32 protein-coding genes and 2 tRNA genes are annotated in these 26,421 nt (G+C 65.0%); 14 read left to right on the forward strand and 20 right to left on the reverse strand.

The genetic code is table 11. The features are described from left to right. Positions 1-190 precede the first annotated feature (190 nt). Positions 191-1,666, forward strand: a complete 1,476-nt coding sequence (locus AC1ROK_RS23145) for an NAD(P)H-hydrate dehydratase (protein ID WP_492851337.1) — start codon at positions 191-193, stop codon at positions 1,664-1,666. Here AC1ROK_RS23145 and AC1ROK_RS23150 read toward each other — a convergent pair. Both AC1ROK_RS23150 and AC1ROK_RS23155 read right to left on the reverse strand, forming a co-directional pair. Further along, positions 1,663-1,797 carry a hypothetical protein gene (locus tag AC1ROK_RS23150; RefSeq protein ID WP_492851339.1) on the reverse strand — a complete coding sequence of 45 codons (135 nt, stop codon included), beginning with the start codon at positions 1,795-1,797 and terminating at the stop codon, positions 1,663-1,665. The two genes, AC1ROK_RS23145 and AC1ROK_RS23150, sit on opposite strands and share 4 nt — an antisense overlap. Before the next feature lie 229 nt (positions 1,798-2,026). Continuing rightward, on the reverse strand, positions 2,027-3,268 hold the full coding sequence (locus AC1ROK_RS23155) for a cytochrome P450 (protein ID WP_492851341.1): 1,242 nt from the start codon (positions 3,266-3,268) through the stop codon (positions 2,027-2,029). 145 nt (positions 3,269-3,413) lie between these two features. Here AC1ROK_RS23155 and AC1ROK_RS23160 point away from each other — a divergent pair, with 145 nt between their 5' ends. From AC1ROK_RS23160 to cysK, 6 genes are all read left to right on the forward strand, one after another. Continuing rightward, positions 3,414-3,644 carry a hypothetical protein gene (locus AC1ROK_RS23160; RefSeq protein WP_492851343.1) on the forward strand — a complete coding sequence of 77 codons (231 nt, stop codon included), beginning with the start codon at positions 3,414-3,416 and terminating at the stop codon, positions 3,642-3,644. A gap of 178 nt (positions 3,645-3,822) precedes the next feature. Further along, positions 3,823-4,449, forward strand: coding sequence for an ATP-dependent Clp protease proteolytic subunit (locus tag AC1ROK_RS23165; RefSeq protein ID WP_055881872.1), 627 nt, complete (start codon positions 3,823-3,825; stop codon positions 4,447-4,449). A 171-nt stretch (positions 4,450-4,620) separates the two neighbouring features. Next, positions 4,621-5,901 (forward strand): ATP-dependent Clp protease ATP-binding subunit ClpX, encoded by a 1,281-nt coding sequence (gene clpX, locus AC1ROK_RS23170; RefSeq protein WP_492851345.1) that lies wholly within the window; start codon positions 4,621-4,623, stop codon positions 5,899-5,901. A gap of 95 nt (positions 5,902-5,996) precedes the next feature. Then, on the forward strand, positions 5,997-6,842 hold the full coding sequence (locus AC1ROK_RS23175) for a patatin-like phospholipase family protein (protein ID WP_492851347.1): 846 nt from the start codon (positions 5,997-5,999) through the stop codon (positions 6,840-6,842). Beyond that, the gene (locus tag AC1ROK_RS23180; RefSeq protein WP_492851349.1) at positions 6,839-7,795 is read left to right on the forward strand and encodes a small ribosomal subunit Rsm22 family protein; all 957 of its coding nucleotides are present in this window, start codon (positions 6,839-6,841) and stop codon (positions 7,793-7,795) included. Before AC1ROK_RS23175 ends, AC1ROK_RS23180 begins: the two co-directional genes overlap by 4 nt. Before the next feature lie 97 nt (positions 7,796-7,892). Next, complete coding sequence (cysK, locus tag AC1ROK_RS23185; protein WP_492851351.1) at positions 7,893-8,948, forward strand: cysteine synthase A; 1,056 nt, start codon at positions 7,893-7,895, stop codon at positions 8,946-8,948. 170 nt (positions 8,949-9,118) lie between these two features. On the opposite strand, the gene AC1ROK_RS23190 is transcribed toward cysK, so the two are convergent. Continuing rightward, entirely contained in the window at positions 9,119-10,204 is a 1,086-nt protein-coding gene (locus tag AC1ROK_RS23190) for a citrate synthase (protein WP_492851353.1), read from the reverse strand. 88 nt (positions 10,205-10,292) lie between these two features. Here AC1ROK_RS23190 and AC1ROK_RS23195 point away from each other — a divergent pair, with 88 nt between their 5' ends. From AC1ROK_RS23195 to AC1ROK_RS23210, 4 genes are all read left to right on the forward strand, one after another. Then, a complete protein-coding gene (locus AC1ROK_RS23195; RefSeq protein ID WP_492851355.1) occupies positions 10,293-11,432 on the forward strand; it encodes a citrate synthase in 1,140 nt (379 codons plus the stop codon). A gap of 200 nt (positions 11,433-11,632) precedes the next feature. Then, a complete protein-coding gene (gene lon / locus AC1ROK_RS23200) occupies positions 11,633-14,074 on the forward strand; it encodes an endopeptidase La (protein ID WP_492851357.1) in 2,442 nt (813 codons plus the stop codon). Between the two features lie 315 nt (positions 14,075-14,389). Further along, on the forward strand, positions 14,390-15,589 hold the full coding sequence (tet, locus tag AC1ROK_RS23205; RefSeq protein WP_492851359.1) for a Tet(A)/Tet(B)/Tet(C) family tetracycline efflux MFS transporter: 1,200 nt from the start codon (positions 14,390-14,392) through the stop codon (positions 15,587-15,589). Between the two features lie 155 nt (positions 15,590-15,744). Continuing rightward, a complete protein-coding gene (locus AC1ROK_RS23210; RefSeq protein ID WP_055881846.1) occupies positions 15,745-16,020 on the forward strand; it encodes an HU family DNA-binding protein in 276 nt (91 codons plus the stop codon). 131 nt (positions 16,021-16,151) lie between these two features. Here AC1ROK_RS23210 and AC1ROK_RS23215 read toward each other — a convergent pair. After that, positions 16,152-16,227, reverse strand: a tRNA-Val gene (locus AC1ROK_RS23215). Between the two features lie 182 nt (positions 16,228-16,409). Here AC1ROK_RS23215 and AC1ROK_RS23220 point away from each other — a divergent pair. After that, complete coding sequence (locus tag AC1ROK_RS23220) at positions 16,410-17,798, forward strand: FAD-binding oxidoreductase (RefSeq protein WP_492851361.1); 1,389 nt, start codon at positions 16,410-16,412, stop codon at positions 17,796-17,798. Positions 17,799-17,955: 157 nt separating this feature from the next. After that, a tRNA-Asp gene (locus tag AC1ROK_RS23225) sits at positions 17,956-18,032 on the forward strand. 108 nt (positions 18,033-18,140) lie between these two features. Here the strand turns inward: AC1ROK_RS23225 and AC1ROK_RS23230 are convergent. Genes AC1ROK_RS23230 through AC1ROK_RS23240 form a run of 3 tightly spaced genes read right to left on the reverse strand, consistent with a single transcriptional unit; the run spans position 18,141 to position 19,790 of the window. Then, positions 18,141-19,298: a site-specific integrase gene (locus AC1ROK_RS23230; protein ID WP_492851363.1), complete on the reverse strand. Its 1,158-nt coding sequence runs from the start codon at positions 19,296-19,298 to the stop codon at positions 18,141-18,143. After that, on the reverse strand, positions 19,291-19,569 hold the full coding sequence (locus AC1ROK_RS23235; RefSeq protein ID WP_055881839.1) for a hypothetical protein: 279 nt from the start codon (positions 19,567-19,569) through the stop codon (positions 19,291-19,293). Before AC1ROK_RS23235 ends, AC1ROK_RS23230 begins: the two co-directional genes overlap by 8 nt. A 2-nt stretch (positions 19,570-19,571) precedes the next feature. After that, the gene (locus tag AC1ROK_RS23240) at positions 19,572-19,790 is read right to left on the reverse strand and encodes a hypothetical protein (RefSeq protein ID WP_492851364.1); all 219 of its coding nucleotides are present in this window, start codon (positions 19,788-19,790) and stop codon (positions 19,572-19,574) included. Between the two features lie 48 nt (positions 19,791-19,838). On the opposite strand from AC1ROK_RS23240, the gene AC1ROK_RS23245 reads away from it, so the two are divergent. Continuing rightward, positions 19,839-20,057, forward strand: coding sequence for a hypothetical protein (locus tag AC1ROK_RS23245; protein ID WP_492851366.1), 219 nt, complete (start codon positions 19,839-19,841; stop codon positions 20,055-20,057). 5 nt (positions 20,058-20,062) lie between these two features. Here AC1ROK_RS23245 and AC1ROK_RS23250 read toward each other — a convergent pair whose 3' ends face one another. The 13 genes from AC1ROK_RS23250 to AC1ROK_RS23310 form a co-directional block, all read right to left on the reverse strand. Continuing rightward, on the reverse strand, positions 20,063-20,326 hold the full coding sequence (locus AC1ROK_RS23250) for a hypothetical protein (protein ID WP_492851368.1): 264 nt from the start codon (positions 20,324-20,326) through the stop codon (positions 20,063-20,065). Positions 20,327-20,358: 32 nt separating this feature from the next. Next, positions 20,359-20,751, reverse strand: coding sequence for an ASCH domain-containing protein (locus tag AC1ROK_RS23255; RefSeq protein WP_492851370.1), 393 nt, complete (start codon positions 20,749-20,751; stop codon positions 20,359-20,361). Further along, positions 20,744-21,331, reverse strand: a complete 588-nt coding sequence (locus AC1ROK_RS23260) for a J domain-containing protein (RefSeq protein ID WP_492851372.1) — start codon at positions 21,329-21,331, stop codon at positions 20,744-20,746. The genes AC1ROK_RS23255 and AC1ROK_RS23260 overlap by 8 nt, the downstream gene beginning before the upstream one ends. Beyond that, complete coding sequence (locus AC1ROK_RS23265) at positions 21,328-21,690, reverse strand: hypothetical protein (RefSeq protein ID WP_492851374.1); 363 nt, start codon at positions 21,688-21,690, stop codon at positions 21,328-21,330. The genes AC1ROK_RS23260 and AC1ROK_RS23265 overlap by 4 nt, the downstream gene beginning before the upstream one ends. Continuing rightward, complete coding sequence (locus AC1ROK_RS23270; RefSeq protein WP_492851376.1) at positions 21,690-22,136, reverse strand: hypothetical protein; 447 nt, start codon at positions 22,134-22,136, stop codon at positions 21,690-21,692. Before AC1ROK_RS23270 ends, AC1ROK_RS23265 begins: the two co-directional genes overlap by 1 nt. Next, on the reverse strand, positions 22,136-22,327 hold the full coding sequence (locus AC1ROK_RS23275; RefSeq protein WP_492851378.1) for a hypothetical protein: 192 nt from the start codon (positions 22,325-22,327) through the stop codon (positions 22,136-22,138). The genes AC1ROK_RS23270 and AC1ROK_RS23275 overlap by 1 nt, the downstream gene beginning before the upstream one ends. Beyond that, positions 22,327-24,120, reverse strand: a complete 1,794-nt coding sequence (locus tag AC1ROK_RS23280) for a recombinase RecT (RefSeq protein WP_492851380.1) — start codon at positions 24,118-24,120, stop codon at positions 22,327-22,329. The genes AC1ROK_RS23275 and AC1ROK_RS23280 overlap by 1 nt, the downstream gene beginning before the upstream one ends. Further along, positions 24,117-24,242 (reverse strand): hypothetical protein, encoded by a 126-nt coding sequence (locus tag AC1ROK_RS23285; RefSeq protein ID WP_492851382.1) that lies wholly within the window; start codon positions 24,240-24,242, stop codon positions 24,117-24,119. The genes AC1ROK_RS23280 and AC1ROK_RS23285 overlap by 4 nt, the downstream gene beginning before the upstream one ends. After that, entirely contained in the window at positions 24,239-24,592 is a 354-nt protein-coding gene (locus tag AC1ROK_RS23290) for a hypothetical protein (RefSeq protein WP_492851384.1), read from the reverse strand. The genes AC1ROK_RS23285 and AC1ROK_RS23290 overlap by 4 nt, the downstream gene beginning before the upstream one ends. Before the next feature lie 105 nt (positions 24,593-24,697). Continuing rightward, entirely contained in the window at positions 24,698-25,033 is a 336-nt protein-coding gene (locus tag AC1ROK_RS23295; RefSeq protein WP_492851386.1) for an XkdD/Y8K6 family phage-associated protein, read from the reverse strand. Next, positions 25,030-25,275, reverse strand: a complete 246-nt coding sequence (locus tag AC1ROK_RS23300; RefSeq protein WP_492851388.1) for a hypothetical protein — start codon at positions 25,273-25,275, stop codon at positions 25,030-25,032. Before AC1ROK_RS23300 ends, AC1ROK_RS23295 begins: the two co-directional genes overlap by 4 nt. A 44-nt stretch (positions 25,276-25,319) precedes the next feature. Further along, a complete protein-coding gene (locus AC1ROK_RS23305) occupies positions 25,320-25,505 on the reverse strand; it encodes a hypothetical protein (RefSeq protein ID WP_492851390.1) in 186 nt (61 codons plus the stop codon). A 283-nt stretch (positions 25,506-25,788) separates the two neighbouring features. Beyond that, positions 25,789-26,418, reverse strand: coding sequence for an XRE family transcriptional regulator (locus tag AC1ROK_RS23310; protein ID WP_492851392.1), 630 nt, complete (start codon positions 26,416-26,418; stop codon positions 25,789-25,791). Positions 26,419-26,421 lie beyond the last annotated feature (3 nt).

Genomic DNA, 26,421 nt, shown 5'->3' on the forward strand with positions numbered 1-26,421 from the left:
CCCTTGGGAGCCTGACCAACCCAAAACAGCTTGACGGCAAACACAGATGCTCTCTTGCGAAAACTAAGGACTTAGCTTCGCTAAGCCCAAGTTTTCGCTTTCTCCCCCGCCGAAGGGGATATGCGCTGTGGCGTAATCAGTGAGAGCCTCCGTCTTCCGGTTGGGCGGACTCGCGGTTAGGGTCGGCGACATGACCAGCGAGCACGTCCTCCTCACGCCTGCCGAAATGGGCCGCGCCGATGCGCTGGCGGTGGCGTCGGGCATTCAGTCGTTCAAGTTGATGGAGGCGGCCGGCAACGCCGTCGCCGAGCTGGTGGCGGAGCGCTATCCGGACGGGCAGGTGCTGATCCTGTGTGGCCCCGGCAATAATGGCGGCGACGGCTTCGTTGCGGCCAAGAAGCTCAAGGAACTCGGCCGTGAGGTGCGGGTGGCGCTGTTCGGCGAGCGCGACCGGCTGACCGGCGATGCAGCGTTCTTTGCCGACCTCTGGAACGGGCCGATCCAGGCGGCGCGGCCGGACGGGTTGCGCGGCGCCAAGGTGGTGGTCGATGCGCTGCTCGGCGCCGGGCTCGATCGCGACATCGAGGGCGGTCTCGCGGAACTGATCGAAGCGGTGAACGGGCTGCGGGTGCCGATCGTCGCGGTCGACGTGCCCTCGGGGATCGACGGGGCCAGCGGCCAGGTCCGCGGGGTGGCGATCAAGGCCGACGTGTCGGTGACGTTCTTCCGGCTGAAGCCGGGACACCTGCTGTTACCGGGGCGGGCGCGCTGCGGCGAGGTGGTACTGGCGGAGATCGGTATTCCGGAAAGCGTCTTGGGCGAGATCCGGCCGCACCTCAACCGCAACGGCCCAGACCTCTGGCACCTGCCCAAGCTCGAAGCGGATGGGCACAAGTTCACCCGCGGCCACTGCGTGGTGATGTCGGGCGGGCCGCTGCAGACCGGCGCCAGCCGGATGACGGCGACCGCTGCATTACGGACCGGGGCAGGGCTGGTGACGCTGGCCGGCGCGCACTCGTCGCTGCTGATCCAGGCCAACCACGTGACCGCCATCATGCTGAAGCCTGTCGATGGCGCAGCCAGCCTGCAATTGCTGCTGCACGATCAGCGGATCAACACCGTGGTGATCGGTCCGGCGGCGGGATTGGGCGAGGCGACAAAGGCCAATGTGCTGGCGGTGCTGGCGAGCCAGGTGGCGACAGTGCTCGATGCCGATGCGCTCACCAGCTTCAAGGACAGCCCGGAGGCGCTGTTCTCGGCCATCAGAAACAAGCCGGAACGGCCGGTAGTGATGACGCCGCATGAAGGCGAGTTCGAGCGGCTGTTCGGCAAGGTGGATGGTTCGAAGGTCGAGCGAGCGCGCTCGGCGGCTTTGCGCTCCGGTGGCATCGTGGTGCTGAAGGGCAGTGACACCGTAGTGGCGGCGCCGGACGGACATGCCGTGATCAACGACAATGCTCCGGCGATATTGGGGACGGCCGGCTCGGGCGACGTGCTGGCCGGCATCATCGCCGGGCTCTTGGCGCAGGGTATGAAGGGGTTCGATGCCGCCTCGGCCGGCGTATGGATCCACGGCGAGGCGGGGAACCTGTGGGGCGGACCGGGACTGATTGCCGAGGATCTGCCAGGGTTGATCCCGGATGTGCTGTCGGAACTGGCCGGTTAATTCTCGACCAATTGAGCCCAGCTCGGGTCCCAAGGGATCGTGGTGTCGATCGTGATCAGCACTCGGTCGATCTTGTTGATGGCCATGAGCATCCGGACTTCCTTGAAGATCAATGGAAGCTCCAGTTGCACGCCGCGCTGGATCTCCTCCGACACCATGCCGGCAGGCCACCAGGTCAGCCCCCTTGGTTCGCCTGAGCCCTCGGTGTCGAAGTCAATCTCCGCCAGAATGAACGGCTCGCCGAGGGCAGGGTCGGTAACCTCTATCCGGCGATACCGCGGCGGTTTGCTCCCATCTTCACCACCGAAGTAGAGGGCGCGGTGGGAAACTCATTGACCACATCGTCCAGCGTCTTCTCGCTCACCACGCTACCTCGAGCCGCTCCAGGCCGTGGAAGTGGTAGATGTTCTTGTACTGCGGCTCCGCCGCTAGCTTGAGCCCCGGAAGCCGGTCGAACAGGGTCTTCATGGCCACCTGCAGTTCGATGCGGGCCAGCGGAGCGCCGATGCAGAAATGGATGCCGGCGCCGAAGCTGACATTGGCGCCATCCTTGCGGAACGGGTCGAACTGGTTGGCCTCAGCGAAGCGCGAGGGGTCGCGGTTGGCGGCGCCCAGCATCAGACCGATAGTCTCGCCCTGCTTGAAGCTCAGGCCATTGTCGAGCGTCACGTCCTGCAGGGCGTAGCGGGTGAACATGTGGAGCGGCGCGTCGAAGCGGATGCACTCCTCGACCGTCGCCTCGGTCTGCCCGGCATCGGCGAACAATCCCTTGGGATCGAGCCCGCTTTCGAGGATCGCCTTCACGCCGTTGCCGGTGGTGTGCACCGTTGCCTCGTGGCCGGCGTTGAGCAAGAGGATCGTGGTCGAGATCACCTCGTCTTCGGTCAGCTTCTCGCCATCGACCTCGGTGGTCAGCATGTGGGTCAGCAGATCCTCGCGCGGCTGCCGGCGGCGCTCGGCGATCATCTCGCGCACATAGTCCATGAACTCGATCGAGGCCTGGTTGGCGTCGAGCTCGGTCTCGTAGGTCACGCCATACATGTACATGGCGACCATGCGGTTGGACCAATCGACCAGTTGCATCGCCATGTCGGCCGGCATGCCGATCATCTCGGCGATGACGATGGCCGGGATCGGCGCCGCAAAGGCGCGCAGCAGCTCGACCTGGCCGTCGGCGGCGAAACCGTCGATCAACTCGTTGGCGAGGCGCTCGATGCGCGGCCGTAGTTGCTCGACGTTGCGAGAGACAAACGCGCGGTTGACCAGGGCCCGCAGCCGGGTATGCGCCGGCGGCTCGAGGTTGAGCAGGGTGTATTTCTCGGTCTGGTCGAAGGCGGCGGTGTGAGCCTTGGGCGGCGCCATGCCGAGCTGCTCACGGCTCATCAGGTGGAGGATCTGCCGGCCGAAGCGCTTGTCGCGGAGTAGGGCGCTCACATCCTTGAAGCCGGCGAAGCACCAGTGGTCGTAGTTGTTCCAGAAGAAGGCGGGCGAGGCCGCGTGCACCGCGTCGTAGAAGGCGTAGGGGTCGCGGTAGAAGGCGAGCTCGCGCGGCTGGGCGCTGGCGTGACGGTCGGCGAGGGTAAAGGGAGCGACTGCGGACAAGAGGGGACCCGTTGAAACTGATACTGCCGGCCATGCTATACGGCGGGTTGGCCGGTCGGGAAGCCGTCACGACCTGCTGAAACAGCTTGCCGCAGCCAGAAAAGTGGCTAGTAGCCTCGCCAGACATTGATTGGAGTTCGAGCCCTTGAGCGACCTCACCCTGACCGAAGCGATCGACAACATCTACACCTCGCTACGCGAGAACAATGCGGACATCGACGTCCACATCGCGGCGCTGAAGGCGGCGATGGCCAAGGAAGGCGCCAAGGAGGCGGTGTTCGATCCCGCCAAGCTCGCCCAGAACAACCGCCAGGGCCGCAAGATGATGCAGTCCTACTTCAAGAAGCGCGGCGTGGCGGTGGGGTTCAAGGCGTAGCCCGAGTGGCCCCTCCCCATACGGGCAGGTTCCGCTGATCCGTGGCTTTGCGCGAATATGTGAGTATTGCGGCCCGCCACATTGGCGCCTATCTGTCGCTTTACCCGCCCTTAACAGGGCATCGCCTTCAGTCGGCCGCGAGCGCTGATTCTACCTTCCATAAGGGGCAAATCTCGAAATGAGAGATCCGGTCGATACCTTCTACAACTACCTCGTGCCCACCGTGGTCGAGCAGACGACGCGCGGCGAGCGCGCCTTCGACATCTATTCGCGCCTGCTCAAGGAGCGCATCATCTTCGTGACCGGTCAGGTCGAAGACCAGATGGCGTCCCTGATCGCGGCGCAGCTGCTGTTCCTCGAGTCGGAAAACCCGAAGAAGGAAATCAGCCTCTATATCAACTCGCCCGGCGGCGTCGTGACCTCGGGTCTGGGCATCTACGACACCATGCAGTTCATTCGCCCGCCGGTGGCGACGCTGTGCATCGGACAGGCGGCTTCGATGGGTTCGCTCCTGCTCGCCGGCGGCGAGAAAGGCCTGCGCGCCGCGCTGCCGAATGCCTCGATCATGGTGCACCAGCCGTCCGGTGGCTATCAGGGCCAGGCGACCGACATCCTGATCCACGCCCAGTTCACCGAAAAGCTGAAGCGCCGGCTCAACGAGATCTACGTCAAGCATACCGGCCAGGACTACGAGGCGATCCACAACGCTCTCGAGCGCGACCGTTTCCTCAACCCCGAAGAGGCCAAGGATTTTGGCATCATCGACTCGATCTTCGAGAAGCGGGCGGCGCCGGACGCGGTGTGAAGATTCGCCCGTTAAGGTGAATCTCAATGCCCTACGCGAGTGTGACACTTGTGTGATTGTGTGGGTCCCGGCTGGCCGTTAAGGTCGGTCGGGCTTACATTTTGTTTAGGTATCCGGGGCTAGCGTTCTATTCTAGCCGGGATGGGAGCCCCAACTCCCAGGAGTGACAGGATGTCCAAGGACACGACCAGCGGCGAATCCAGCAAGAACACGCTCTACTGCTCGTTCTGCGGAAAATCGCAGCATGAGGTCAGGAAGCTGATCGCCGGACCGACGGTGTTCATCTGCGATGAATGCGTCGAGCTGTGCATGGACATCATCCGCGAGGAAAACAAGACCTCGATGGTGAAGTCCTCGGACGGTGTGCCGACGCCGGCCGAAATCTGCAAGGTGCTGGATGACTACGTCATCGGCCAGTCGCGCGCCAAACGCGTGCTGAGCGTTGCGGTGCACAACCACTATAAGCGTCTGCACCATGCCACCAAGAATCAGGACATCGAGCTCTCGAAGTCGAACATCCTGCTGATCGGTCCGACCGGTACCGGCAAGACGCTGCTCGCGCAGACGCTGGCCCGTATCCTCGATGTGCCGTTCACCATGGCCGACGCGACGACGCTGACCGAGGCTGGTTATGTCGGCGAGGACGTCGAGAACATCATTCTCAAGCTGCTGCAGGCCGCCGACTACAATGTCGAGAAGGCCCAGCGCGGCATCGTCTACATCGACGAAGTCGACAAGATCAGCCGCAAGTCGGACAACCCGTCGATCACCCGCGACGTGTCGGGCGAAGGCGTGCAGCAGGCCCTGCTGAAGATCATGGAAGGCACCGTTGCCTCCGTGCCTCCGCAGGGCGGCAGGAAGCACCCGCAGCAGGAATTCCTGCAGGTGGATACGACCAACATCCTGTTCATCTGCGGCGGCGCGTTTGCCGGGCTCGAGAAGATCATCTCGGCGCGCGGCGAAGGTTCGGGCATCGGCTTTTCGGCCGTGGTCAAGGATCCCAAGGACCGTCGCGTCGGTGACCTGTTGAAGGATGTGCAGCCGGAAGACCTGGTGCGGTTCGGGTTGATCCCCGAGTTCATTGGCCGTCTGCCGATCCTTGCGACGCTCGAAGATCTCGACGAGCCAGCGCTGATCGAGATTCTCACCGCGCCGAAGAACGCACTGGTGCGCCAGTACCAGCGGCTGTTCTCGATGGAGGATGTCGAGTTGACCTTCCACGAGGATGCGTTGAAGGCGATCGCCAAGCATGCGATCGAGCGCAAGACCGGCGCCCGTGGCCTGCGCTCGATCCTCGAAGGCATCCTGCTCGACACCATGTACGACCTGCCGTCGCTCGATGGCGTGGAAGAAGTGGTGATCAGCGAGGAAGTGGTGAACGGCAAGGACGCGCGTCCGCTCTACATCTATGCCGAGCGCAAGAAGGAAGAGGCGCTGTCCACCAGCGCCTGATCCCTCGCCGCATAAGTTCGAAGGCCCCGTCCCCGGCGGGGCCTTTTCTTTTGGGAAGCGGCCGTCGCATATGGAGACGGACTGGAGGCGGCACCATGCGGATCGGCGTGGCACTCGGCAGCGGCGCGGCGCGCGGCCTGGCACATATTCCCTACATCGAGGCGATGGACGAACTGGGGCTGAAACCCTCGGTGATCGCAGGCTCGTCGATCGGGGCGCTGATCGGCGCGGGCTGGGCCAACGGCATGACAGGCGCGGAACTGCGCGAGCATGCCTATAGCGTGCTGGGCAGCCTGCAGCAGATCGCTTCGACGCTGTGGAACCGCAACCGCTTCAGCTTCAAGCAGATCGTCGAAGACGGCCTGTCGGTGCAGGTGAACTCGAAGGGGATCACCAAGGCGTTCCTGCCGGAAGGGTTTCCCGACGACTTTGCCGAGCTCGCGATTCCGTTCTCGGTCGTTGCGACGGATTTCTACGCTTGGAAGGAAGTGGTCTTCGACTCCGGCCCGCTACGCCCGGCGATCGCCGCCTCGTTGGCGATCCCCAGCCTGTTCCGGCCGGTGAATGTCGAGGGCCGCTACTTCATCGATGGCGGCGTCACCAACCCGCTGCCGCTGGGGCTGATTGCCGGCAGGTGCGACGTGCTCATCGGCATCGACGTGCATCGAACGCCCGAGCTGCTCGATGCCTCGCGTGAGCCGAGCATCACCGATTCCGCTGTGGTGGCGACCGAGATCATGTCGCAGAAGCTGGTCGATGCCACAGTCCTGCAATACCCTCCGGATGTCTACGTACGGGCCGAGGTCGGGCCGTTCGGCGGCAGCGAGTTCTGGCGGGTGCGCGAGATCGTCGACAATGCCGCCGGTGACAAGGACCGTTTCAAACGAGCGATCAGCGACGCCCTGCTGGCGCACAGCATCCGCAAGGCGAACCGTCCTTGAGCGACCTGCCGGCCGATCTCGCTGCCGCGGTACGGCGCCTTGCCGAGGGCCGCAAGGGGCTGGGAGACAGTTCCGCGCGCATCTCCGAGCACTATCGGCAGCGCGGTGCGTCGCGGCAGGTGATCGGCGGCGCTGACGATGCGGTTGCCTATGCGCTGAGCCGGATGCCGGCGACGTACGCGGCGGTTTCGGCAGTGCTCGAGGAGTTGCAGGCACGGGCGCCGGAGTTCGCGCCAAAGACGCTGCTCGATGCCGGGGCAGGGCCGGGAACCGCCGGTTGGGCGGTGGCCGAGGCGTTCGAGGGAATTGCGCCGACTTTGATGGATCACAACCGGGCGTTCCTCACCCTCGCGGGGACGCTGGCCGAGGGAACGGCATTGGCCGGAGCGGAACTGCTGGAGGCCGATCTCGGGCGGTTCGAGCTGCCGACGCGATACGATCTGGTTACCTGTGCCTATGCGCTGACCGAGTTGCCCGATGTCGAGATGCTGGCGGCGGCGGAACGGCTGTGGCGGCACAGCGATGGGGTGCTGGCGCTCATCGAGCCGGGCCGGCCGCGCGACTACCAGCGGCTGATGGCGGTGCGCCGGCGGCTGATCGAGCTCGGGGGCAGGGTGCTGGCGCCCTGTCCGCATGAGCACGATTGCCCGCTGGCCGAGCCGGATTGGTGCCACTTCTCAGTGCGGCTCAGCCGCAGCCGCGACCACATGCGGATGAAGGGCGGAACGCTGGGCTACGAGGATGAGAAGTACAGCTACCTGGTCGTGGCGCGGCCGGGCATCGGCGCCCCGGCGCCAGGCCGCGTGCTGCGGCGGCCGGAGGAGAACAAGTTCTCGGTGACGCTGGCGGTATGCGGCGCAGATGCGCTCGAGGCGCGCGTCGTGCCGAGCCGCGACAAGCCGGCCTTCAAGGCGGCGAAGAAGCTCGACTGGGGCGATGCGACGGCCAGGTGAGCCGGACGTTTGCTGATTTCCGCACCATAGGTTCACTTGTCGCTCTCGGAGCCGAAGCGTATTCTCCTGGTTGAGTGGGGCACCAAGAGGAAGAACCATGAAATTCAAGGATATTCTGGGGACCATCGGCAACACGCCGGTCGTCCGGATCAACAAGCTGGGCCCGAAAAACGTCAAGCTGTACGTCAAGGTCGAGGCGTTCAATCCACTTGGGTCGGTGAAGGATCGCCTGGCGCTCGGGGTCATCGAGGCGGCTGAGAAGTCCGGCGCACTGAAGCCCGGCCAGACCGTGATCGAGGCGACCTCAGGCAATACCGGCATCGGGTTGGCGATGGTCTGCGCGGCCAAGGGCTATCCGCTGGTCGTCACCATGGCCGAGAGCTTCTCGGTCGAGCGGCGGAAGCTGATGCGGTTCCTCGGCGCCAAGGTTGTGCTGACCCCGGCGGCTGAGCGTGCCAACGGCATGATCCGCAAGGCGGAGGCCCTGGCCGAGGCGAATGGCTGGTTCCAGACCCGCCAGTTCGAGAACGAAGCCAACCCCGAAATGCACTCGCGGACCACCGCGCAGGAGATCGTGCGCGATTTCGCCGACGAGAAGCTTGACTACTGGGTCACCGGTTTCGGCACCGGCGGTACGCTTACTGGCGTCGGCCGGGTGCTGCGCGACAAGATGCCGAACACCAAGATTATCGTCGCCGAGCCCGAGGGGGCACCGATGCTGACCAGCGGTGAGGGGCAGGAGCGGCGGGCCGACCATGCCGCGACCGGCAGCCACTCGGCATGGAAGCCGCACCCGTTCCAGGGCTGGAGCCCGGACTTCATCCCGTGGATCACCAATGAGGCGGTCACCGAGAAGCTGTTCGACCAGGTGCTGACCGTTGCCGGCCCCGATGCGATGAAGCAGTCGATGCAACTGGCGCAGAAGGAAGGCATCTTCGTCGGCATCACTGCCGGTGCAACCTTTGCCGCCGCGCTGAAGGTTGCCGAGACGGCGCCGGACGGCTCGACCATCCTCGCCATGCTGCCCGACACCGGCGAGCGCTATCTCTCGACGCCGTTGTTCGCTGACGTTCCGGCCGACATGTCGCCGGAGGAAGAAGCCATTTCGGTCTCGACCCCCGGCCAGCAGTTGCCGCCCAAGGTGGCGGCCTAGCACAAGCACCGCCGACCCTGGCGTGGGCTGACCCCACCCTTGATCCCTCCCCCGTAAACAAGGGGAGGGAGACGTTTGCCGAGAAGCCTGTGTTTTGGTCTCCCTCCCCTTGTTTAGGGGGAGGGGCAGGGGTGGGGGGCAGCTCCCACCGGCGTCGAGAAGCGACTGGACTAGGCCGCCACCCTCGGCACCGGCCCCACATAGTGCGATTTCGGCCTGATCAGCCGGCCGTTCTCTGCTTCTTCCCTGGCATGGGCGATCCAGCCGCCGATGCGGCTGGCCGCAAAGATGGCAGTGAAGGCAGAGCGCGGAAAGCCGAGCGTCTCGAGCAGCAGCGCAGGGTAGAACTCCACATTGGTGGCGAGCACCCGGTCGGGCTTGTGCCGTTTGAGTGCCGCCAGCGCCACTGCCTCGACATGCTGGGCCAGTTCGACGCGGGTCGTGTCGACCGCGCCGGAACGGGTCAGCCGTTCGAGCGCGGCCTTCAGCACATCGGCGCGGGGGTCGCGCACCCGGTAGATGCGGTGGCCGAAGCCCATCAGGCGCCGGCCGCTCACCAGCTCGTTCTCGATCCATGCCGCTGCCTTGTCGGCGGTGCCGATGGCGTCGAGCATATCGAGAACGGGCCCGAGCGCACCGCCGTGCCGCGGGCCTTTCAAGGCGCCCAAAGCTGCCAGCGCCGACGAGTTGAGACCGGCCAAGGTAGAGGCCACCACCCGTGCCGCGAAGGTCGAGGCGTTGAGCCCGTGGTCGACCACGGTGACGAGATAGCTGTCGAGCGCCGCCGCGGCCGCCGGATCCGCCGGTGCGTCGCCCAGCATGCTCAGCATATCGGCGGCGTGAGCAAGGCCGGGCTGCGGCGCGCGCGGGCTCCCGCCGGACTGCAACCGGATCGCTGCCGGCAAGGCGACTGCCGGAGCGGCGGTCAGCAGCAAGGCGGTGTGAAGATCCGTGCCATCGGGTAGCCGGGCCATGACCGCCCGAACGCCGTCGTAGACCGGCAGCTCGGCCAGCAGCGACTGTTCGCGTTCGACGGTGCGGTACACGGCCGCCCTGGCGTCCGCCAGCGGTGCGGTCAGGTCGCGAGGCAGGTCAGGAAAGAAGCCGTCCCAGAGCAGGGCGAGCACCTGCTCATAGCTCACGTGTCCGGTCAGCGCGTCGAGCGGCTGGCCACGGATGATCAGCCGACCCGCCAGCCCATCCACATCCGAGAGGATGGTTTCCGCTGCGACGACGTCTTCGAGTCCATTGCTCATCTGAGCCTCCTTGGCTGTTTGCAACGGAAGGTAGGCGCGCTAACATTGACGTCAATCTTGATCATATTGATCAATGTTCGAGGTCAACATGTGGCTTAGCGCAACGGAAGCTCTGACACGGCTCGGCTCCAAGCCGCAGTCGCTCTATGCCAGCGTCAGCCGCGGCCGCATCCGGGCCAAGCCTGATCCGGCGGATACGCGGCGGAGCCTCTATCGCGAGGAGGACGTGGACCGGCTGGCCGCGCGGGCACGCGGCCGACGGAGTTCCGCCGCCGTGGCCTCGGAGGCGATCAGCTGGGGCGATCCGGTGCTGCCGTCGGCCATCTCCACGGTCAGCAGCGGGCGGCTCTACTATCGTGGCGTGGACGCGATCGAACTGGCGACCACGGCGACACTCGAGGAAGTGGCTACGCTCTTGTGGGACGGGACGTGGAGCTTGCCGGCAAGCGGGCCGGGACCCGTGGTCACGCCGCCGATGGCCGCAGCTTTCGCGGCGCTGGCGGAGCGTGCTGCTGGGGGGGCTCCGAGCTCGGGCCTTGGGCCGTGGCAGTTGCGCAGTGAGGCTGCGGGCGTGCTCGGATGCGTCGCGGACGCAATGCTGGGGGCTGGCGCCGGTCCGTTGCACGTTCGCCTAGCTGGCAGGCTTGGCCGTCCTATCGCGGCGGAAGTGCTGCGGCGGGCGCTGGTGCTGCTCGCTGATCACGAGCTCAATGCTTCGACCTTCGCCGCGCGGGTCGCGGTTTCTACAGGGGCCTCGCTGTGGGCCGGCGCGCTGGCCGGGCTCGCCACCTTCACCGGTCCGCGGCACGGCACTGCCGCGGCGGCGGTCCTGGCGCTGGCGCTCGACGTCGGCCCCCATGCCGACCGGCCGGGCGACGGTTTGCGCGAGTGGCTGGGGGAGGGGCGGGTGATCCCCGGGTTCGCGCATCGGCTTTATCCGCGGGGGGACATCCGCGCCGAGGCGCTGCTGGCGGCCATCGAGGTGCCCTCGTCGTTCCGCAGGCTCGCACGGGTTGCCGATGACCTGCTGGGCGACCGGCCCAATGTGGATTTCGCGCTGGCGGCGCTGACTGCGGCCTACGACTTGCCGCTCCATGCGCCGGCCACCATCTTTGCGCTGGCCCGCACTGTGGGGTGGCTGGCGCACATGCTCGAACAGGTGGCGAGCGGCCAGTTGATCCGCCCCCGCGCCCGCTATGTGGGGCCGCCCGTCGGCGCCTCGGGCTGATGCAGCCGTAGCACACAGTAGTGCCGCATTGCGGGCATACCCGTCATTACGGGTAGGTTGACTTGCCCTTTGCCGCGGGCGCCCTATTTAATCAGCAGAATCAGGCTCGCCGCCCATCGTGGGGACCGGCCCGATTGCTAGACGGGCGCGGGCTCGCCCATCCTCCCGAAACGAGCCTCGCGCCCTGGAAAGGACCAAATATGTCGGACGTTACCCAAGGCGGCGCCGGATTCGATCGCGATCGGGTTTACCCGGTGCTGCCGCTACGCGATATCGTTGTCTTTCCGGGCATGATCGTGCCGCTCTTCGTCGGCCGCGAAAAGTCGGTGAAGGCGCTCGAAGAAGTGATGCGCGACGATAAGCATATTCTCGTCGTCACCCAGAAGAATGCCCAGGACGACGATCCGTCGCCTGATGAGATTTATGCCACCGGCACCATCGCCTCGGTGCTTCAGCTGCTGAAGCTGCCCGACGGCACCGTCAAGGTGCTGGTCGAGGGGCTGCGCCGGGCAAAGATCGACCAGTACCTGCAGACCGTCGACTACTTCGAAGCCGAAGCGACGACCCTGCCGGAACCGGAGGAAGACGAGACCGAGCTCGAAGCGCTGGCGCGTTCCGCCCAGTCCGAGTTCGAGAACTACGTCAAGCTCAACAAGAAGATCTCGGCCGAGGTGGTCAACGCCGTCAGCCAGATCACCAATCATTCCAAGCTTGCCGACACCATCGCCAGCCACCTGGTGATCAAGATCGAGCAGAAGGAAGAGCTGCTGGGCACCGTTTCGGTGGCCGAGCGGTTGCAGAAGATTCTCGGCCTGATGGAAGGTGAGATCGGCGTCCTGCAGGTCGAAAAGCGCATCCGTTCCCGCGTCAAGCGGCAGATGGAGAAGACGCAGCGCGAGTACTATCTCAACGAGCAGATGAAGGCGATCCAGCGCGAGCTGGGCGACGGCGAGGAAGGCTCGAACGAGCTGACCGAGCTCGAAGAGAAGATCAAGAAGACCAAGCTTTCGAAGGAAGCCCGCATCAAGGCCGACGGCGAGCTGAAGAAGCTCAAGACCATGAGCCCGATGTCGGCCGAAGCGACGGTGGTCCGCAACTATCTCGACTGGCTGCTGACGCTCCCCTGGGGCAAGAAGAGCAAGGTCAAGCGCGACCTGGTCTACGCCGAGCAGGTGCTGGACGAGGATCACTATGGCCTCGAGAAGGTCAAGGAACGCATCCTCGAGTACCTGGCGGTGCAGTCGCGCACCGGCAAGCTCAAGGGGCCGATCCTCTGCCTCGTCGGTCCTCCGGGCGTCGGCAAGACCTCGCTGGGCAAGTCGATCGCCAAGGCGACCGGCCGTGAGTTCGTGCGCATGGCACTCGGTGGCGTTCGCGACGAGGCCGAGATCCGCGGCCATCGCCGGACCTATATCGGCTCCATGCCGGGCAAGGTGATCCAGTCGCTCAAGAAGGCAGGCAAGAGCAATCCGCTATTCCTGCTCGACGAGATCGATAAGATGGGCCAGGACTTCCGTGGCGATCCGTCGTCGGCGCTGCTCGAAGTGCTCGATCCGGAGCAGAACAACACGTTCGCCGACCACTACCTCGAGGTCGACTTCGACCTCTCGGACGTGATGTTCGTCACCACCTCGAACACGCTCAACATCCCCGGCCCGCTGATGGACCGCATGGAGATCATTCGCCTCTCGGGTTACACCGAAGAGGAGAAGTTCGAGATCGCCCGGCGCCACCTGATCCCGGAGACGCTGAAGGAGAACGGCCTGCAGCCCAAGGAATTCGTCATCGACGATGACCAGCTGATGGCTGTGGTCCGCAACTACACCCGGGAAGCCGGCGTGCGTAACCTGAAGCGTGAGCTGAGTAAGCTGATGCGCAAGGCCGTGCGCGATATCCTGGTCAAGAAGTCGACCAAGGTCGTCGTCACTCCGGAGCTGCTCGAGGAATATCTGGGGCCGGCATTCTTCCGGAACGACAAGATCGACGCCGAGCCGCAGGTCGGCGCGGTGACTGGTCTCGCCTGGACTTCGGTCGGCGGCGAGATCCTGACGATCGAAGGCGTGATGACGCACGGCAAGGGCCGCATGACGGTGACCGGCAACCTCAAGGAAGTGATGAAGGAATCCATCACTGCCGCGTCCGGTTACGTGCGCTCGCGGGCTGTCGAGCTCGGCATCAAGCCGCCGCTGTTCGACACGCGCGACATCCACCTGCACGTGCCGGAAGGCGCGACGCCGAAGGACGGACCGTCCGCCGGCATCGGCATGGCCACGGCAATCGTCTCGCTGATGACCGGTATTCCGGTGCGGCACGACATCGCCATGACCGGCGAAGTGACGCTGCGTGGCCGGGTGCTGCCGATCGGCGGGCTCAAGGAGAAGCTCCTTGCGGCGCTCCGCTCGGGCATCAAGACCGTCCTCATTCCCGAGGAGAACACGCGGGATCTCAAGGAGATTCCGAAGAACGTGACCGAGGGCATGGAGATCATCCCGGTGAGCCGGATGGACGAGGTGCTGAGCCGCGCCCTGATCCGCCAGCCCGAGCCGATCGAATGGAAGTATGACGACGACAAGCCGGCCGTGGTGCCGGTGGTCGAGTCGTCCGTCGACGGCGACGAGAGCGGCGCAAGTCTGCCGCACTGAACGGGCCTTGATCAACAAGACTGGAAACGGCGCCTCCGGGCGCCGTTTTCGCTTCTGCTGCGGGGAGTTGCTCGTAGGGTTACAGCATCTTACGCGGACCGAGGTCGTGAAGTTCAAGCGCGGCGCGAGCAGCATTCGATCGGTGACGCCCTCCCGCCTACGGTCGGACGTGCGGCCGGCACGAACGAGATGAAGTCAGCGGCAGCCCTCTGGTGTAACGGCCGCGTGATCACCACGTAGGCATTTCGTTTGCAACGCTAAACGAGAACGAATATAGAACACGCCCCGCGTGTCAGCCGGCTGGAGGGCCCCGAGTTGAACAAGGCACTGATCATCATCCTGGCCGCGGTGACGCTCGACGCGGTCGGCATCGGGTTGATCTTTCCGATTCTGCCGCGGCTGCTCGAGGACGTCACCCATACCGGCGAAGTGACTGTCATCATCGGCATCATGCTGGCGCTCTATTCGGCCATGCAGTTCCTGTTTTCGCCGGTTCTGGGCGTGCTCAGCGACCGCTATGGACGTCGCCCGGTGCTGCTGGTGTCGCTGGCGGGCGCGGCGATCGACTACCTGGTGATGGCGTTCGCCCCTGAGCTCTGGATGCTGGTGCTCGGGCGAGCTATCGCCGGCGTCACCAGCGCCAACATGGCGGTCGCCACCGCCTATATCACCGACATCTCGGCCGAAGACGAGCGCGCCAAGCGCTTCGGCTATTTCCACGCCATGTTCGGTATCGGCTTCATCATCGGGCCGGTGATCGGCGGCATCCTTGGCGACATCTGGGTGCGGGCGCCGTTCCTCGTGGCAGCCGGGCTCAACGCGGTGAACTTCGCGCTGGCGCTGTTCGTGTTGCCGGAATCGCGGCCGGGCGACGCGAACACCAAGTTCGATTTCGCGACGCTCAACCCTTTCCGGCCGCTGGGCTGGGCTTTCAGCTTCACTTCGCTGCTGCCGCTGATGGCGATCTTCGTCATCATGAACTTCGTCGGCACCATGTACGGCACCATCTGGGCGTTGTTCGGCCAGGACATGTTCCAGTGGAACGGGCTGATGATCGGGCTGTCGCTCGGCGCGTTCGGGCTGTTCCATGCCGGCGCGCAGGCGCTGCTGACCGGACCCGCTGCGGCGCGGCTGGGCGAGCGCTGGGCCATGGTCCTCGGCATGGCGTGCGAGCTGACGGCGCTGCTGATTCTCGGCTTTGCCACGCAGGGCTGGATCCTGTTCGCGCTGGCGCCTTTGTTCGCGCTCGGCGGCATCGGCATGCCGGCGCTGCAGTCACTCACCACGCAGCAGGTGGATGCCGACAACCAGGGCAAGCTTCAGGGTGTGCTGGCGAGCCTTGTCAGCCTGTCGGCGGTGTTCGGCCCGCTGTTCTTCTCGACATTGTATTTTGCCCTCAAACCGACCTGGCCGGGGCTGATCTGGATCGTCGGGGGAGCCGTGTATTTGCTGGCGTTGCCGCTGCTTTTGGGTATCCGTCGGACACGTGTTGCCACAGTCACGCCCGACGGCTGACAAAGTTGAGCCAGAATTGACCCTTCATTAACAGAATTGCTGTGCCCCACCTGCGGAAAGGCCCGGATTTCCTTGCGTTCCGAGCAGAATCGAAGAAGGGTCACGGCGTTTTGGTTCGCCTCCAAAGGGCGGGCATCCCACAGTGAGGAAACGCTATGTCTAACAAGAACGATCTGATCGGCGTCGTCGCCGACAAGGCGGGCCTGACCAAGGCCGACGCTGCACTGGCTGTCGATGCCGTGTTCGACGCCGTCACCGCGTCGCTGAAGAAGGGCGAAGAAGTCCGTCTCGTCGGCTTTGGTACGTTCGCCGTTTCCAAGCGCAAAGCCTCGATCGGCCGCAACCCGGCAACGGGCGCGGAGATCAAGATCCCGGCCTCCAACCAGGCCAAGTTCAAGCCCGGCAAGGGCCTCAAGGACGCGATCAACTAAGAACGCGTTCCGGTCGACAGACCACATTGGCCCCGTGCGCTCGTCGCCGGGGCCATTTGCTTTTCGGGGCAGGGCATTGCCATCGGCTTTCGCCGAAGGCCAGCCGGTGCGTCGTGCTGCAAGGGAGGAAATGGTGGGCGGTGACGGTCTCGAACCGCCGACCCTCTCGGTGTAAACGAGATGCTCTACCAACTGAGCTAACCGCCCGTCAGCGATCTCTGGGGTCGCGCTATTGGCGACGCGGAGCCGCGACGAAGGCGCACTAACTAGGGTCTCGGCCGCAGGTCGTCAACCCGTGCCGCTGAATCTCGCTGTGCCCAAGCGGCATCCCCCTGTAAGGTAGCGCTGCTACGCTGACGGTTCGTCGGACTGAGGCCAGGGAGGGCTCGATGTCGATTGCCGAGGTAAGCCGCTTTGATCTGTCCGGTTTCACGGGCGCCCTCATCCACCCACACGACGCCGGTTACGACGATGCTCGCCGCGTCTACAACGGCATGATCGACCGCCGGCCGGCCGTCATCGCGCGCTGCAACAGCGCCGACGACGTGGTGCTGGCGCTGGCTCTTGCGCGCCGCGAGGGGTTGCCGGTGTCGGTGTTCGGCGGCGGCCATGCGGTCACCGGCTCGGCGGTCTGCGACGATGGCGTCTGCATCGACCTGCGCGGCATGAAGGACATCCGCATCGATCCCGCCGCCCAGACCTGCCGCGCCGAGGCCGGTCTCAACTGGGGCGAATTCGACGCGGCAACCGCCAGGCATGGGCTGGCCCTGACCGGCGGCCGCAACCCGACGACGGGAATCGCCGGCCTCTCACTGGGCAGCGGCAGCGGCTGGCTGGAGCGGAAGTTCGGTTATGTCTGCGACAACCTGATTTCGGCCGAGGTGGTCACTGCCGATGGCCGCAAGGTCATCGCATCGGAAACTGAAAACCCCGACCTGTTCTGGGGCTTGCGTGGTGGCGGCGGCAATTTCGGCATCGTCACCGCCTTTCATTTCCGGCTGCACCTGCTGGGGCCGATCGTCCTTGGCGGGGTGCTGCTGTACCCGGCGCCGATGGCAGGGGCGGTCCTCCGCCACATGCGGGACTTCATGCGGACGGCGCCCGACGAGGTGGGCACCGGCATGGCCTTCACCACCGCGCCGGACGCGCCCTTCGTTCCGGAGCCGGCACGCGGCAAGCCGATCGTCGTCGTGCAACTGATCTATGCTGGGGACATCGATGAGGGAATCAGGGTGCTGGCGCCGTTCCGCGCCTTCGGGCCGCCGGCTGCCGACCTGGTGCAGCCGATGCCCTATACCGAGTTCCAGAAGATGGGCGGCAATTTCCCCGGTTCGCAGAACTACTGGACCGCCGATTTCCTCAACGAGTTGCCTGACGAAGCGATCGATGCCTACGCGAAGCTGGCCCTGACGCCGGTTTCTCCGCAGTCTGCGATCATCCTCGTTCCCGGTGGCGGCGCCCCGTCGCGCGTCGATGAAGAAGCAACCGCGTTCGGCATGCGCACGGCGCCGTGGAACGTGCATTACATCTGCGGCTGGACCGATCCCGCCGACAACGCCGCCAATACGGCGCGGGTCAAACAGATCGCCTCGGTGCTGAAGCCCTGGTCGACCGGGCGGGTCTACCTCAACTACATCGGCAACGAAGGCCAGGAGCGCGTCGATGCGGCTTTCGGCGAGAAGAAGCTCGCGCGGCTGCGTGCGCTCAAGGCCAAGTGGGACCCGGAGAACGTCTTCCGCCATAACCACAACATCCGCCCGGCGGCGCCAGCGGGCTGAAAGCGCCACGAAAAACACCAGTCCGCAAAGGCATTTGCAGGCAGACGTGGAAAAGCTGGAAGAAAGTATGCGCTGAGCGCCGTTTGGACGCTTGACACTCTCCGACCCGCCCTCTAAACGGACGCCACGTTGCGCGGACGACTGGTTCGCAAGCGCTGCGGGAGTAGCTCAGTTGGTTAGAGCGCCGGCCTGTCACGCCGGAGGTCGCGGGTTCGAGCCCCGTCTCTCGCGCCACCCTTCTTCTTCAAATCATTGATGAATTTCGGGTGGCGCTGATCGCCTTCGGGCGGTGTTCCCACTTTCCCCGCCGGCGTGTTCCCACTTTTCGTGCGGTCTTCGTTCTCACCGAAGACGCTTGCGCCCTAGACGGCGAGCCTCCGCGACCGCGCGGATCGAGCTGGCGTTGACTGGCACGTAGGTAGCGAAGAGCGCATTGGACGCCGACAGGGTGTTGCCCATCGCGTGCGAGAGCTGCGCGGGGGTGGCATCGCCGGCAATCGCTTCGACGGCTCCAGAACGGCGGAAGTCGTGTCCGAGCATCCGCCTCTCATCCAAACCGAAAACGGCCGCCCTGACCGTCCGGAAGTCATCCCCGAGGGTATCCTTGCTGTAGGGAGCCCCTGAGCGGTTTCGGAAGATGGGAGCGTCACCCAGCAGCTCCACCCCTAAGAACTCGATGTAGGCGAGAAGCAGTCGTGTGGTGCGGCGGCTCAACTGCCCGCCGACCGGTACGCCGGTCTTGCCGCGCTCGGTGAAGAACAATCCCCCGATACCGTTGGTGGCGAGCTGTTGCGCCGACAGCGGGCGCACGTCGCCGGGGTTCATCTGCGTGTCCCATACGACGGCGATCACGACCGCGAGCCCCCGGAAGCCCATCCGCCATGCGCCCTTGGCCAGGCGCGCCACTTCCCCTTCGTTCCAGCGCTGGTCTCTCCCCTTGGCGGCACTGTTGCGAACCGCGAGGGAAGGGTCGGCGTCTCGGATGCAGTATCCGAGCGCAGCGAGCACCTTCCAGAGGGCGCGCCAGATCTTGATGGTCCGATGTGCCTCCCGAAGAGAAACGGTCTCCTCGACGTGCTGGCGCAGCTCGCTGATTTCATCGAGGGTGACGGTGCGGGGATCCACGTCGCCGAAGATCGGCTTGATCCGCTTCCATCCGCGGTACCAGTCCTCACGGGTGCTCGAGCTCTTCCGCTTCCACTCGTTGGTGTTCCTGAACGCCTTGAAGCCCGCGCCGATCGACTTCGGCGGGTAGACGGTCAGCTCCTCGGCACGCTCAGGCGACAGGTTGTGTGCCGACGTGAGCGCCGGCGACGGGGCCACACCCTTGCGAGTGTCGTCCCAGCGTCGGTTCCATTTCTCGGCCAGGGCAAACGCTTCAGGACCGTCCGGCCCGAGAGGGACGGACTGAAAGCCCGCCGCCTTCATCTTTGCCGTCGGTTCCCAGAATGCCCTGCCGTTGCGCTTCTTCTTGTAGTGCCGCGGCGTGAATTTACCCACGTCCAGACCTCAGCGCGGCGAGGCGCCCACGGATGACGTTGTGGTCGGTCACTGCCTCGCTTGAAGTGACCGCGCCGAAGAGCTCAGGATTGCGCCGCTCGACATAGCGGTCAATCGCCTCGAGGTCGTAGTTGCCTGTCACCTGGTCGGGCAGAGGGAAACCCAGCCCCCGTAGAGCGTCCAGCGAGCCCTCGAACTGGGCGAGCGTCAGCCCGAGGCGGCGGGCTGCCACCTGGGCCGGTACGCATCGAGGCTGGACGTGGAACCGCATCGCTACGCTTTGATGGCCTGAGCGGTTGCGCGGAGGCCGGTGACGCTGTCCTCGAGCATCTTGGCGATGCTGTTCAGCTTCTCCGATGGAGAGCCCTCTCCCTCGATGATGGAACCACGTGCATCGACGAGCACAGCGGTGAGCTTGCCGTCGGGCTTCTTGATGATGTCGCAGGTGAACTGCCATTGGTCGCGGGGTTGCAGGGTGATGACGTCGGCCATGGTGGCCTCCTTGTTGACAGACGAGGGGGAGCCGGGCTCGATGCCGGCATGAACGACCTTTCGACGAGGCTTGCGCGGTCGCGGCAGATGCTTGGCGTCTGGACACACGAGGCCGGCTTGCCTTGGGCGAACCGCGACATGACGCGCGGGATCTGCGAGACCGAGATCACCGCCCTGAAGGGCCTCCGCGACGACACCGAGGAGGAGCGCGTCACGATCGATGGGCTCATCCACGATTGGGACGTCCTGCGGCTCAAACTCGTCTGAGCGGGTCATTTCGGACCTTTCGCGACGATCACCCGCTTCTCGCCGATCCGCGTGATCGTGGCGGTCGCCGTTCTCATGAGGTCGTCGTGATCATTCTTCGGGGTGATTAGGGTCAGCCCGCCGATGGCGGTCAGAAGTTCTTCGGCCTGGTCGACCTCGGGCATGATGGTGAGGTGATCCTTCTCGACGCGGTAATCGATGAAGCCAATCCGGACACCGGTGGTCTGGAGAAGCACGAGCTCGCTCCGCTCGGTGATCTGGATCAGCACGATTGGGCTTGGCTGGACTGGTGGAGTTGGCATCAGCGGAGGTTCCTCCGCCAGTCGAAGAACCCGAGAGCGCCCTTGACCGGCACGAACGGGACCGGACGGGCGTTCTCGATCATGAACCCGTAGCGACCGACGAACCAACTGCTGGGGCTGGCGCTAACGCAATCGACGATGTCGGCGATGCCGACGATCCCGCCGCGATCCCAGGTCTGCTTGTGGTAGATGACGGTCTCGCCCGTGACAGGGTGCCACCCAGAGGCAAGGTCAGCGGCACAGTCGTAGTCCAGCTTCTTTCCTGCGTGGATCGCGACCGGGCCTCGGAACTTGGTCGACCAATCGCGATTCTCAATGTCCTTGTGGCCGTTGACGATCAGCCATGCCCACGGCTGCATGATCGACAGCGCGAGCTTCGGGAGGTCATCCATTGGCCACCTCCTTCAGCGCGGCCGTTCGGGCGGCGTTGAGTTCGGCCATCAGCGCATCGCTGCCGCCTCGGTCGGGATGCCGCTCCTTGGCCAGTCCGCGAAATGCGACATCGATCATATCTGCCGTGACGGGTTTGCCGCCGGCGTTGAAGCCAAGCACCTCGCGCCACGACTTCTTGTCGCCCGGCGCCGGCAGTGCCGCGAAACCGGTGAACGTCGCCCGCACCAGGGCGAGCGTTCCGTGCCGCAACTCGGTGCGCCGCGCCTCGATGATGTGGTGGATCGCCTGGAGGTTCGCCTCGACCTTCGAGTACCGGTCGACGGGGATGCAGACCGAGAGCCCGTCCCACTTAAACCAGATCGCGACACCAGGATCCTCAGGGTTGTTCCGGCCCAGGGTGACGTTGCTGCTGATCACCACATCGGACACCGCCTTGCCGCTATCGCCGCCGAACTTTCGGAGGCTGTCGCTGACATTGCTCATCGCGCCGGCCAGCGACGTCTTGAACGCGCCGGTCTGCCGCGCGTATTTCCAGCGGGGCATGTTCTCGGGCCATGCCAAGGGGTAGGGCGTGCTCATGCAACAATGCTCCTGATCGGCCAGTACCTGGCCATTGAGATCACTCTCTCGGCGGCCTGGTGGTCGCCGCTATGGGTCCAGAGGAGGGCCGCCACGAGGATCGGATCGATGCCTTGGGCTTCCCACCAGTCGCGCTCGCCCCGGGCGTGCTGCGACATGTGGACGTCGTGGGCGAGCGGGACGGTCCAGTTGTCGCCGGGCTTCTGAGCCATGCCGGAGATGTCCTTGCCATAGCGAAGCTCGCCGTAGCGGACATGGGCGGCCTCGACCGGTCCGGTGCCGCGAACGAGGGACGGCAGCTCGCGGATGAAAGCGAGGTGCTTCTCGGAACGGACGAGGGCGCGGCGCTGCCGGAGCATCAGGGCGCCTCCGCGAACAACGGCAGTTGCCCGGCACGCTCGAGGTCGGCCAGCTTCCGCAGGTGAGCGTCATGCCGCAAATGGCACTGCTGGCACCAGAACCGGAGGTTGTTCAGGCTATGGTCGACGAGCTTCCCGTCGAGGTGCGCCGTCGTACAGACGATCATGATGATCTTCAGGATCACAGGTTCGTCGGTCGGGGAGTTCCGGCACCATGCTTCGTCGCCTTGGCGAGGCCACAGAATGCGTAGCCCATTATCGCCGAGGGGCAGGGCCTTCACGAACTCGCCCGCTGCCGTGCGACCTCCCAATGCGTGGTTCTCTACCCCACAGTTCTCGCAGCGCCCGCCGGCGCGGGCCTCGACCTGGCGGCGAAGCGCCATCCATTCGGGCGAATGGATCGAGCCGCCGGGGTAGAGCGAAAGCTTGCTGGGAGAGATCGGCATCAGTCGACCTCGCGCATTGACACGATGTCGTCGTGATGCAGGCAAGCGCAGCCGATCCAGAGGACGAAATCCTTGACCCGCGCGATTGTGCCGATGCGCTCCTCATGCGGCGCCCAGCGGGTGCGGTAGTAGACCTTCTTGCCCTCCAGGTTCCTGCGGGAGAACCGGCTGTAGCCCAGGTACTCGAGCATTACGCGGTACCGTCCAGCCGGGCCGACTCGTCAGCCTGCGATGCGGTCTCAGTGAGCGGCGTTTCGGTGTCCGTCCCCTCTGCTTCAGCCTCCGGAGTCTTGTCAGCCCCGACGGCCTCGCCAATCGACACGTCGATCGTCTCCGGATTGAAGCCGCCAGTGTGGTCGCCGGCAAGGCGTGCGGCGAGGCCCGAGGCCTGCGGAGTGACGTCCTTGATGCCTTCGCCTTCAAGCTCATCGCGGTCGTAGATCCCGAGCAGCACGTCAGGGAAATGGCGCCGGCACAGCGAGCGGCCCGAGTAGTAGGCCTGCTGCTGGTCGGGGTCGTTCTTCCACAGAGGGGAGTTTTTAGGGCTGATGCGACCGAACTTCGGAGACTCGTACTCGACGACGTCGCCATCGAGCGTGGTCGCCGACGCGAAGCAGGTGCGTTGGTCGCCTTCGCCCTCGAACCGGAACTTGATCCGGCCCTTGATGGGCGCGCGGCGGAGGATCACTGCCTGGACCAGCTGGCTCTCATAGGCCAACTGATCGTTGACCAGATAGCTCTTGTTGGCGACGGCATAGGGCGACATGCCCCATTCGACCGCCTGGATGACGACGCCGAGGCAGGCGCCGGGGTTGCCGCGCAGGTGCTTGCGGACGCCGATGTCGGAAAGGGCCATCAGCTTGGCCACCTCCATCGCTTCGGCGACTGACTGGAACACGATGCCGCCGCCAGAGGCGGAAAGGGACGTGCCGGCGGTTCGCTGTGGGTCGACGCGGCTTTCGATGGCCTGCAGCTTGGTCAGGGGCTGGTTCACAGCTTCAACTTCCAGAATGTCCAGGTGGCGGTCGAATGCGTCCCGCCCCCATTGGTGGATAGGCAGCTTGCGAGCGTCGGCCTGCCGCGCTGTGGGCCCGGGCCAGATGCCAGTCTTCAGACAGCGCTCGAAGATCGCGACGGCAGCGAAAACCGCGCGCTCGCCGCGGATCAGGTCCTCGTCCTCGATGGTTACTGGCGAGACCGCGTGCACTTCGCCAGTGTCGACGAAAATCAGATGGAAGCCGGCCATCGTCCGGCCGAGGACTGCATCACAGCCCATGCCGACCATGGCGCCCTGCACGAAAAGTCGGTTCTCGCGTACGGCGCGCTCGAGGTCGCGATCGCCGATGCCTTCGGTCGACCTGGAGCTGATCGACTTCAGATCGGAGAAATCGTTGGAGCTGCCCGGAATGCTGTCCGGGCGCGCTTTCAGCCACACGTTGCCCAGCTTCCAGAACAGTGAGCGCTCGATCTCGCCCGAGAGGGCACCGGCCATTACCAGCGGGGTGTTGGCGAGCCCACAGTTCGTCATGCCTTCCTGCCACGGCAGCAGGCCGGCCATGCCGCGGATCTTCTCGATTTGGGCCGGCGTAAGGACGGTCTTGCCGGCCTTCGCCTGGTCGGCGAGCCACGCCTTGCAGCTGTTGTTGTTGCCGCTCCAGGCGCGCCCATCGGGCGCTTCATCGGGACGGATAATGAAGCGCTTGCCGAACTCGCGTTCGCCGAGCAGCAGGTGGTGCGCTGCGCGGCCGAGGATGAAGGCTTCCTTGTCATCCTCCTCGACCCGGTTCGGGTTGAGCTCGGAGTGCTTCCAGTAGTTGGCCGGGCTCTGCAGGATCCTGCGGATGCCCGTCGAGCTGAGCGATGGCCCATCGCAGATCTGCGAGTGGTAGAGATCGATCGGAAGATCGTAGACCCCCGGCTCGGTGATCTTCTGCCCGTCGGCGAGGGTGCGGACTTCCGCCGCGATCGGATGGATTGCGTTCATTTGGACACCTCGATGAAGCCGAGCACTGCCGGCATGACGAAGTCGGGGAAGGTGACGACGACGCAGAGCGTCACCGCGAGGATCAGGGCGGCCGTGTAGGCGCCGAAGCGGAGCACGTTCATGCCGGGCCTCCGCTGACGTAGGCGGGGTGCAGCGCCATGAACCACGACGACAGGACGAGGATCATGCGCAGCCAGGTGCGCAACTCGGCGTAGCGCTCCGGCTTCGCTACGAGCGCGCCGTTCACCCGGTTGGTGTGGAGCTTGACCATGTCGCTGAGGTGCACGAGCTGGTGTACCGGATCAGGATCCAGCGCGGTCGCCTTGAAGACAGCCGCGAGAACGCGATCCGCAGACGGGTCCCCGAGCGCATCGCAGGGAGGGGCGGCGCTCGGGAACTCGCTGGGATGCCGGTCCGACCAGAGGGCGATCAGGCCAAGGACCGGCGTTGGGGCAGGGGTGACGGGGGGCATGTCACGCACCTGCGCCAATGGCGATGAGGAACATCGCGACGGCAAACATGCCCGCGATGAAAATGCCGAAGTCGGTAAGGTCACCGTGGCGGATGAGGGCGAGCATCAGCGGCCCTCTGCCTTGGCGATGGCGACTTCAACCGCCTCCATGGCCTTGCCCTGGTTAACTGTTCTCGCATGCCTCGGATGGCCGTACGCGCGTCGCACGAGCTTGAGCGTTGAGAGCAGCACCGCCGCTTCCGACGCGATTCGAAGGTTGGCTTGAGCAACGTCGTCGCGAAACTGACCCGACCCGCTCTCATCCCGGGCGGCCGCCACTCCGCTCAGAATTGCTCCACCGTTCGCATCGTTGATCTGAAATCCGATCCCGATTGCCCCCTCCCGCTCATAGTCCAGTTTGAGGTGCCACGGCCCCGGGGTATGCGTGCTCTCGCCCATCATGCCACCTCGGCGATTTGCTCGCCCTCGACGGCCACACGGGCCACTTCGTCGAGGTTGAGGTTGGCAAGCGCGATGACCATGGCGGCGGACTTGCCTATGCCGCGCTTCTCGTTCACCGCATCGAGCAGGTTCACGGAAGCGGCGACGGTCGCGGCGGGCCGCGTGATCATCGCTTCGACATCAGGCTCAAGACCGGGCAGGGGCTCGGCGCACTTGGCGAGGGACGCATCGAGCGAGGCCAAGGCCTCGTCGCAAGCGCGGACGAGCTGGGGGATAGGGGAGCGCATCACTCGTCCCCCTCGTTCTCGATGATTGCGGCGAGGAGGCAGTCAGCCTCGGACGGGGAGAGCTGGACGCCGCCGGCAACCTCGAAGTCGATGCCGTAGCCGGAGCGGGTGTATTCGACGGAGACCGTCAGGTCGCGGCTCTCGTCGTCGGTCTCGCGGGTAACGGTGAACTCGATGCTCGCCATCTGGATGCCCTTTCGAAAGCGTCAATCGCTTCGTCTTGGACATATCTATGCGTTACGCATAATTCACGGTCAAGAGAAATTATGCCGAACGCATATTTTTGTTGACGGGCAATCAGCCTCGCGCGTATGCATGCGGATAATGGGGTGATCGAGAGAGAGGCGTCGACGCGTCAGCGGCGAGCGCCGGGCTCACCGGCAGGGTGCGCCGAAGTGTGGGGCTGTCGCCCCACCCCCCAGCTTCTGACTAGATGGATTTTGAGGTCTCGGTGTGCGCGCGCGACGCTCAGCGCGGCTTGATCCAGTCGATCGGCGCCGCCCACTCGACGACCTGGTCGACGAGATCAGGGTACAGGCTGTTGATGCTCTGAAGCGTCCACAGATCGTCCGAAGATCCCTTCCGAAGGATCTTGACGTACATGTCCCCGACTGCGGTCCTCAGCACGGCCTTCTTGTTCACCATTTCGGAGGGAGGCAGCAGCTTCGAGTAATACAGCAGGCTGCCTTCATCGAAGGCGGGGAACCCCGAATCTCCGACGACTTCGACCGCCACAGTACCCGGAGCTGCGTCGGCCGGCTCTTCAACCCATTCGAAGGGTTCGTCGTCGAACGGCGTAATGACCTGGCCCGCTCCGACGCGGCCCGCGAGCCGAACTTTTCCTGGAGGAGACAGCGGACGACTGCCGTCGGCAGCCTTGGGGCCCGCGCCGCGTGCGGTAAGCAGCCAATCGGTGGAGACGCCATAGCGACGAGCATAGAGCTCGATGTTCCCCTTCGGGTCTCGGCTGCCATTCTCGTGGCCGGCATAGGTGGGATAGGCCACCCCAAGAGCTTCGGCCGCCTCTGCGGCTCGACGATAGCCCGCCGCGATCCTCGCAGCCTTGATCCGTCCGCCGATATCTTTGTTCGTCGCCATGGA

The organism is Devosia sp. GW821-FHT12F11 (assembly GCF_058806655.1).

What these genes read in the sequence shown, in the direction of transcription:
- AC1ROK_RS23175 (WP_492851347.1), top strand. Translation starts at nt 5,997, where the DNA reads ATGCGGATCGGCGTGGCACTCGGCAGCGGCGCGGCGCGCGGCCTGGCA.
- clpX (WP_492851345.1), top strand. Translation starts at nt 4,621, where the DNA reads ATGTCCAAGGACACGACCAGCGGCGAATCCAGCAAGAACACGCTCTAC.
- AC1ROK_RS23270 (WP_492851376.1), bottom strand. Translation starts at nt 22,136, where the DNA reads ATGCCGATCTCTCCCAGCAAGCTTTCGCTCTACCCCGGCGGCTCGATC.
- cysK (WP_492851351.1), top strand. Translation starts at nt 7,893, where the DNA reads ATGAAATTCAAGGATATTCTGGGGACCATCGGCAACACGCCGGTCGTC.
- AC1ROK_RS23240 (WP_492851364.1), bottom strand. Translation starts at nt 19,790, where the DNA reads ATGGCCGACGTCATCACCCTGCAACCCCGCGACCAATGGCAGTTCACC.
- AC1ROK_RS23245 (WP_492851366.1), top strand. Translation starts at nt 19,839, where the DNA reads ATGAACGACCTTTCGACGAGGCTTGCGCGGTCGCGGCAGATGCTTGGC.
- AC1ROK_RS23280 (WP_492851380.1), bottom strand. Translation starts at nt 24,120, where the DNA reads ATGAACGCAATCCATCCGATCGCGGCGGAAGTCCGCACCCTCGCCGAC.
- AC1ROK_RS23190 (WP_492851353.1), bottom strand. Translation starts at nt 10,204, where the DNA reads ATGAGCAATGGACTCGAAGACGTCGTCGCAGCGGAAACCATCCTCTCG.
- AC1ROK_RS23145 (WP_492851337.1), top strand. Translation starts at nt 191, where the DNA reads ATGACCAGCGAGCACGTCCTCCTCACGCCTGCCGAAATGGGCCGCGCC.
- AC1ROK_RS23265 (WP_492851374.1), bottom strand. Translation starts at nt 21,690, where the DNA reads ATGCTCCGGCAGCGCCGCGCCCTCGTCCGTTCCGAGAAGCACCTCGCT.
- AC1ROK_RS23305 (WP_492851390.1), bottom strand. Translation starts at nt 25,505, where the DNA reads ATGGCGAGCATCGAGTTCACCGTTACCCGCGAGACCGACGACGAGAGC.
- AC1ROK_RS23275 (WP_492851378.1), bottom strand. Translation starts at nt 22,327, where the DNA reads ATGCTCGAGTACCTGGGCTACAGCCGGTTCTCCCGCAGGAACCTGGAG.
- AC1ROK_RS23260 (WP_492851372.1), bottom strand. Translation starts at nt 21,331, where the DNA reads ATGAGCACGCCCTACCCCTTGGCATGGCCCGAGAACATGCCCCGCTGG.
- AC1ROK_RS23220 (WP_492851361.1), top strand. Translation starts at nt 16,410, where the DNA reads ATGTCGATTGCCGAGGTAAGCCGCTTTGATCTGTCCGGTTTCACGGGC.
- AC1ROK_RS23290 (WP_492851384.1), bottom strand. Translation starts at nt 24,592, where the DNA reads ATGCCCCCCGTCACCCCTGCCCCAACGCCGGTCCTTGGCCTGATCGCC.
- AC1ROK_RS23285 (WP_492851382.1), bottom strand. Translation starts at nt 24,242, where the DNA reads ATGAACGTGCTCCGCTTCGGCGCCTACACGGCCGCCCTGATCCTCGCG.
- AC1ROK_RS23255 (WP_492851370.1), bottom strand. Translation starts at nt 20,751, where the DNA reads ATGGATGACCTCCCGAAGCTCGCGCTGTCGATCATGCAGCCGTGGGCA.
- AC1ROK_RS23195 (WP_492851355.1), top strand. Translation starts at nt 10,293, where the DNA reads ATGTGGCTTAGCGCAACGGAAGCTCTGACACGGCTCGGCTCCAAGCCG.
- AC1ROK_RS23235 (WP_055881839.1), bottom strand. Translation starts at nt 19,569, where the DNA reads ATGCGGTTCCACGTCCAGCCTCGATGCGTACCGGCCCAGGTGGCAGCC.
- AC1ROK_RS23165 (WP_055881872.1), top strand. Translation starts at nt 3,823, where the DNA reads ATGAGAGATCCGGTCGATACCTTCTACAACTACCTCGTGCCCACCGTG.
- AC1ROK_RS23295 (WP_492851386.1), bottom strand. Translation starts at nt 25,033, where the DNA reads ATGATGGGCGAGAGCACGCATACCCCGGGGCCGTGGCACCTCAAACTG.
- AC1ROK_RS23310 (WP_492851392.1), bottom strand. Translation starts at nt 26,418, where the DNA reads ATGGCGACGAACAAAGATATCGGCGGACGGATCAAGGCTGCGAGGATC.
- AC1ROK_RS23210 (WP_055881846.1), top strand. Translation starts at nt 15,745, where the DNA reads ATGTCTAACAAGAACGATCTGATCGGCGTCGTCGCCGACAAGGCGGGC.
- lon (WP_492851357.1), top strand. Translation starts at nt 11,633, where the DNA reads ATGTCGGACGTTACCCAAGGCGGCGCCGGATTCGATCGCGATCGGGTT.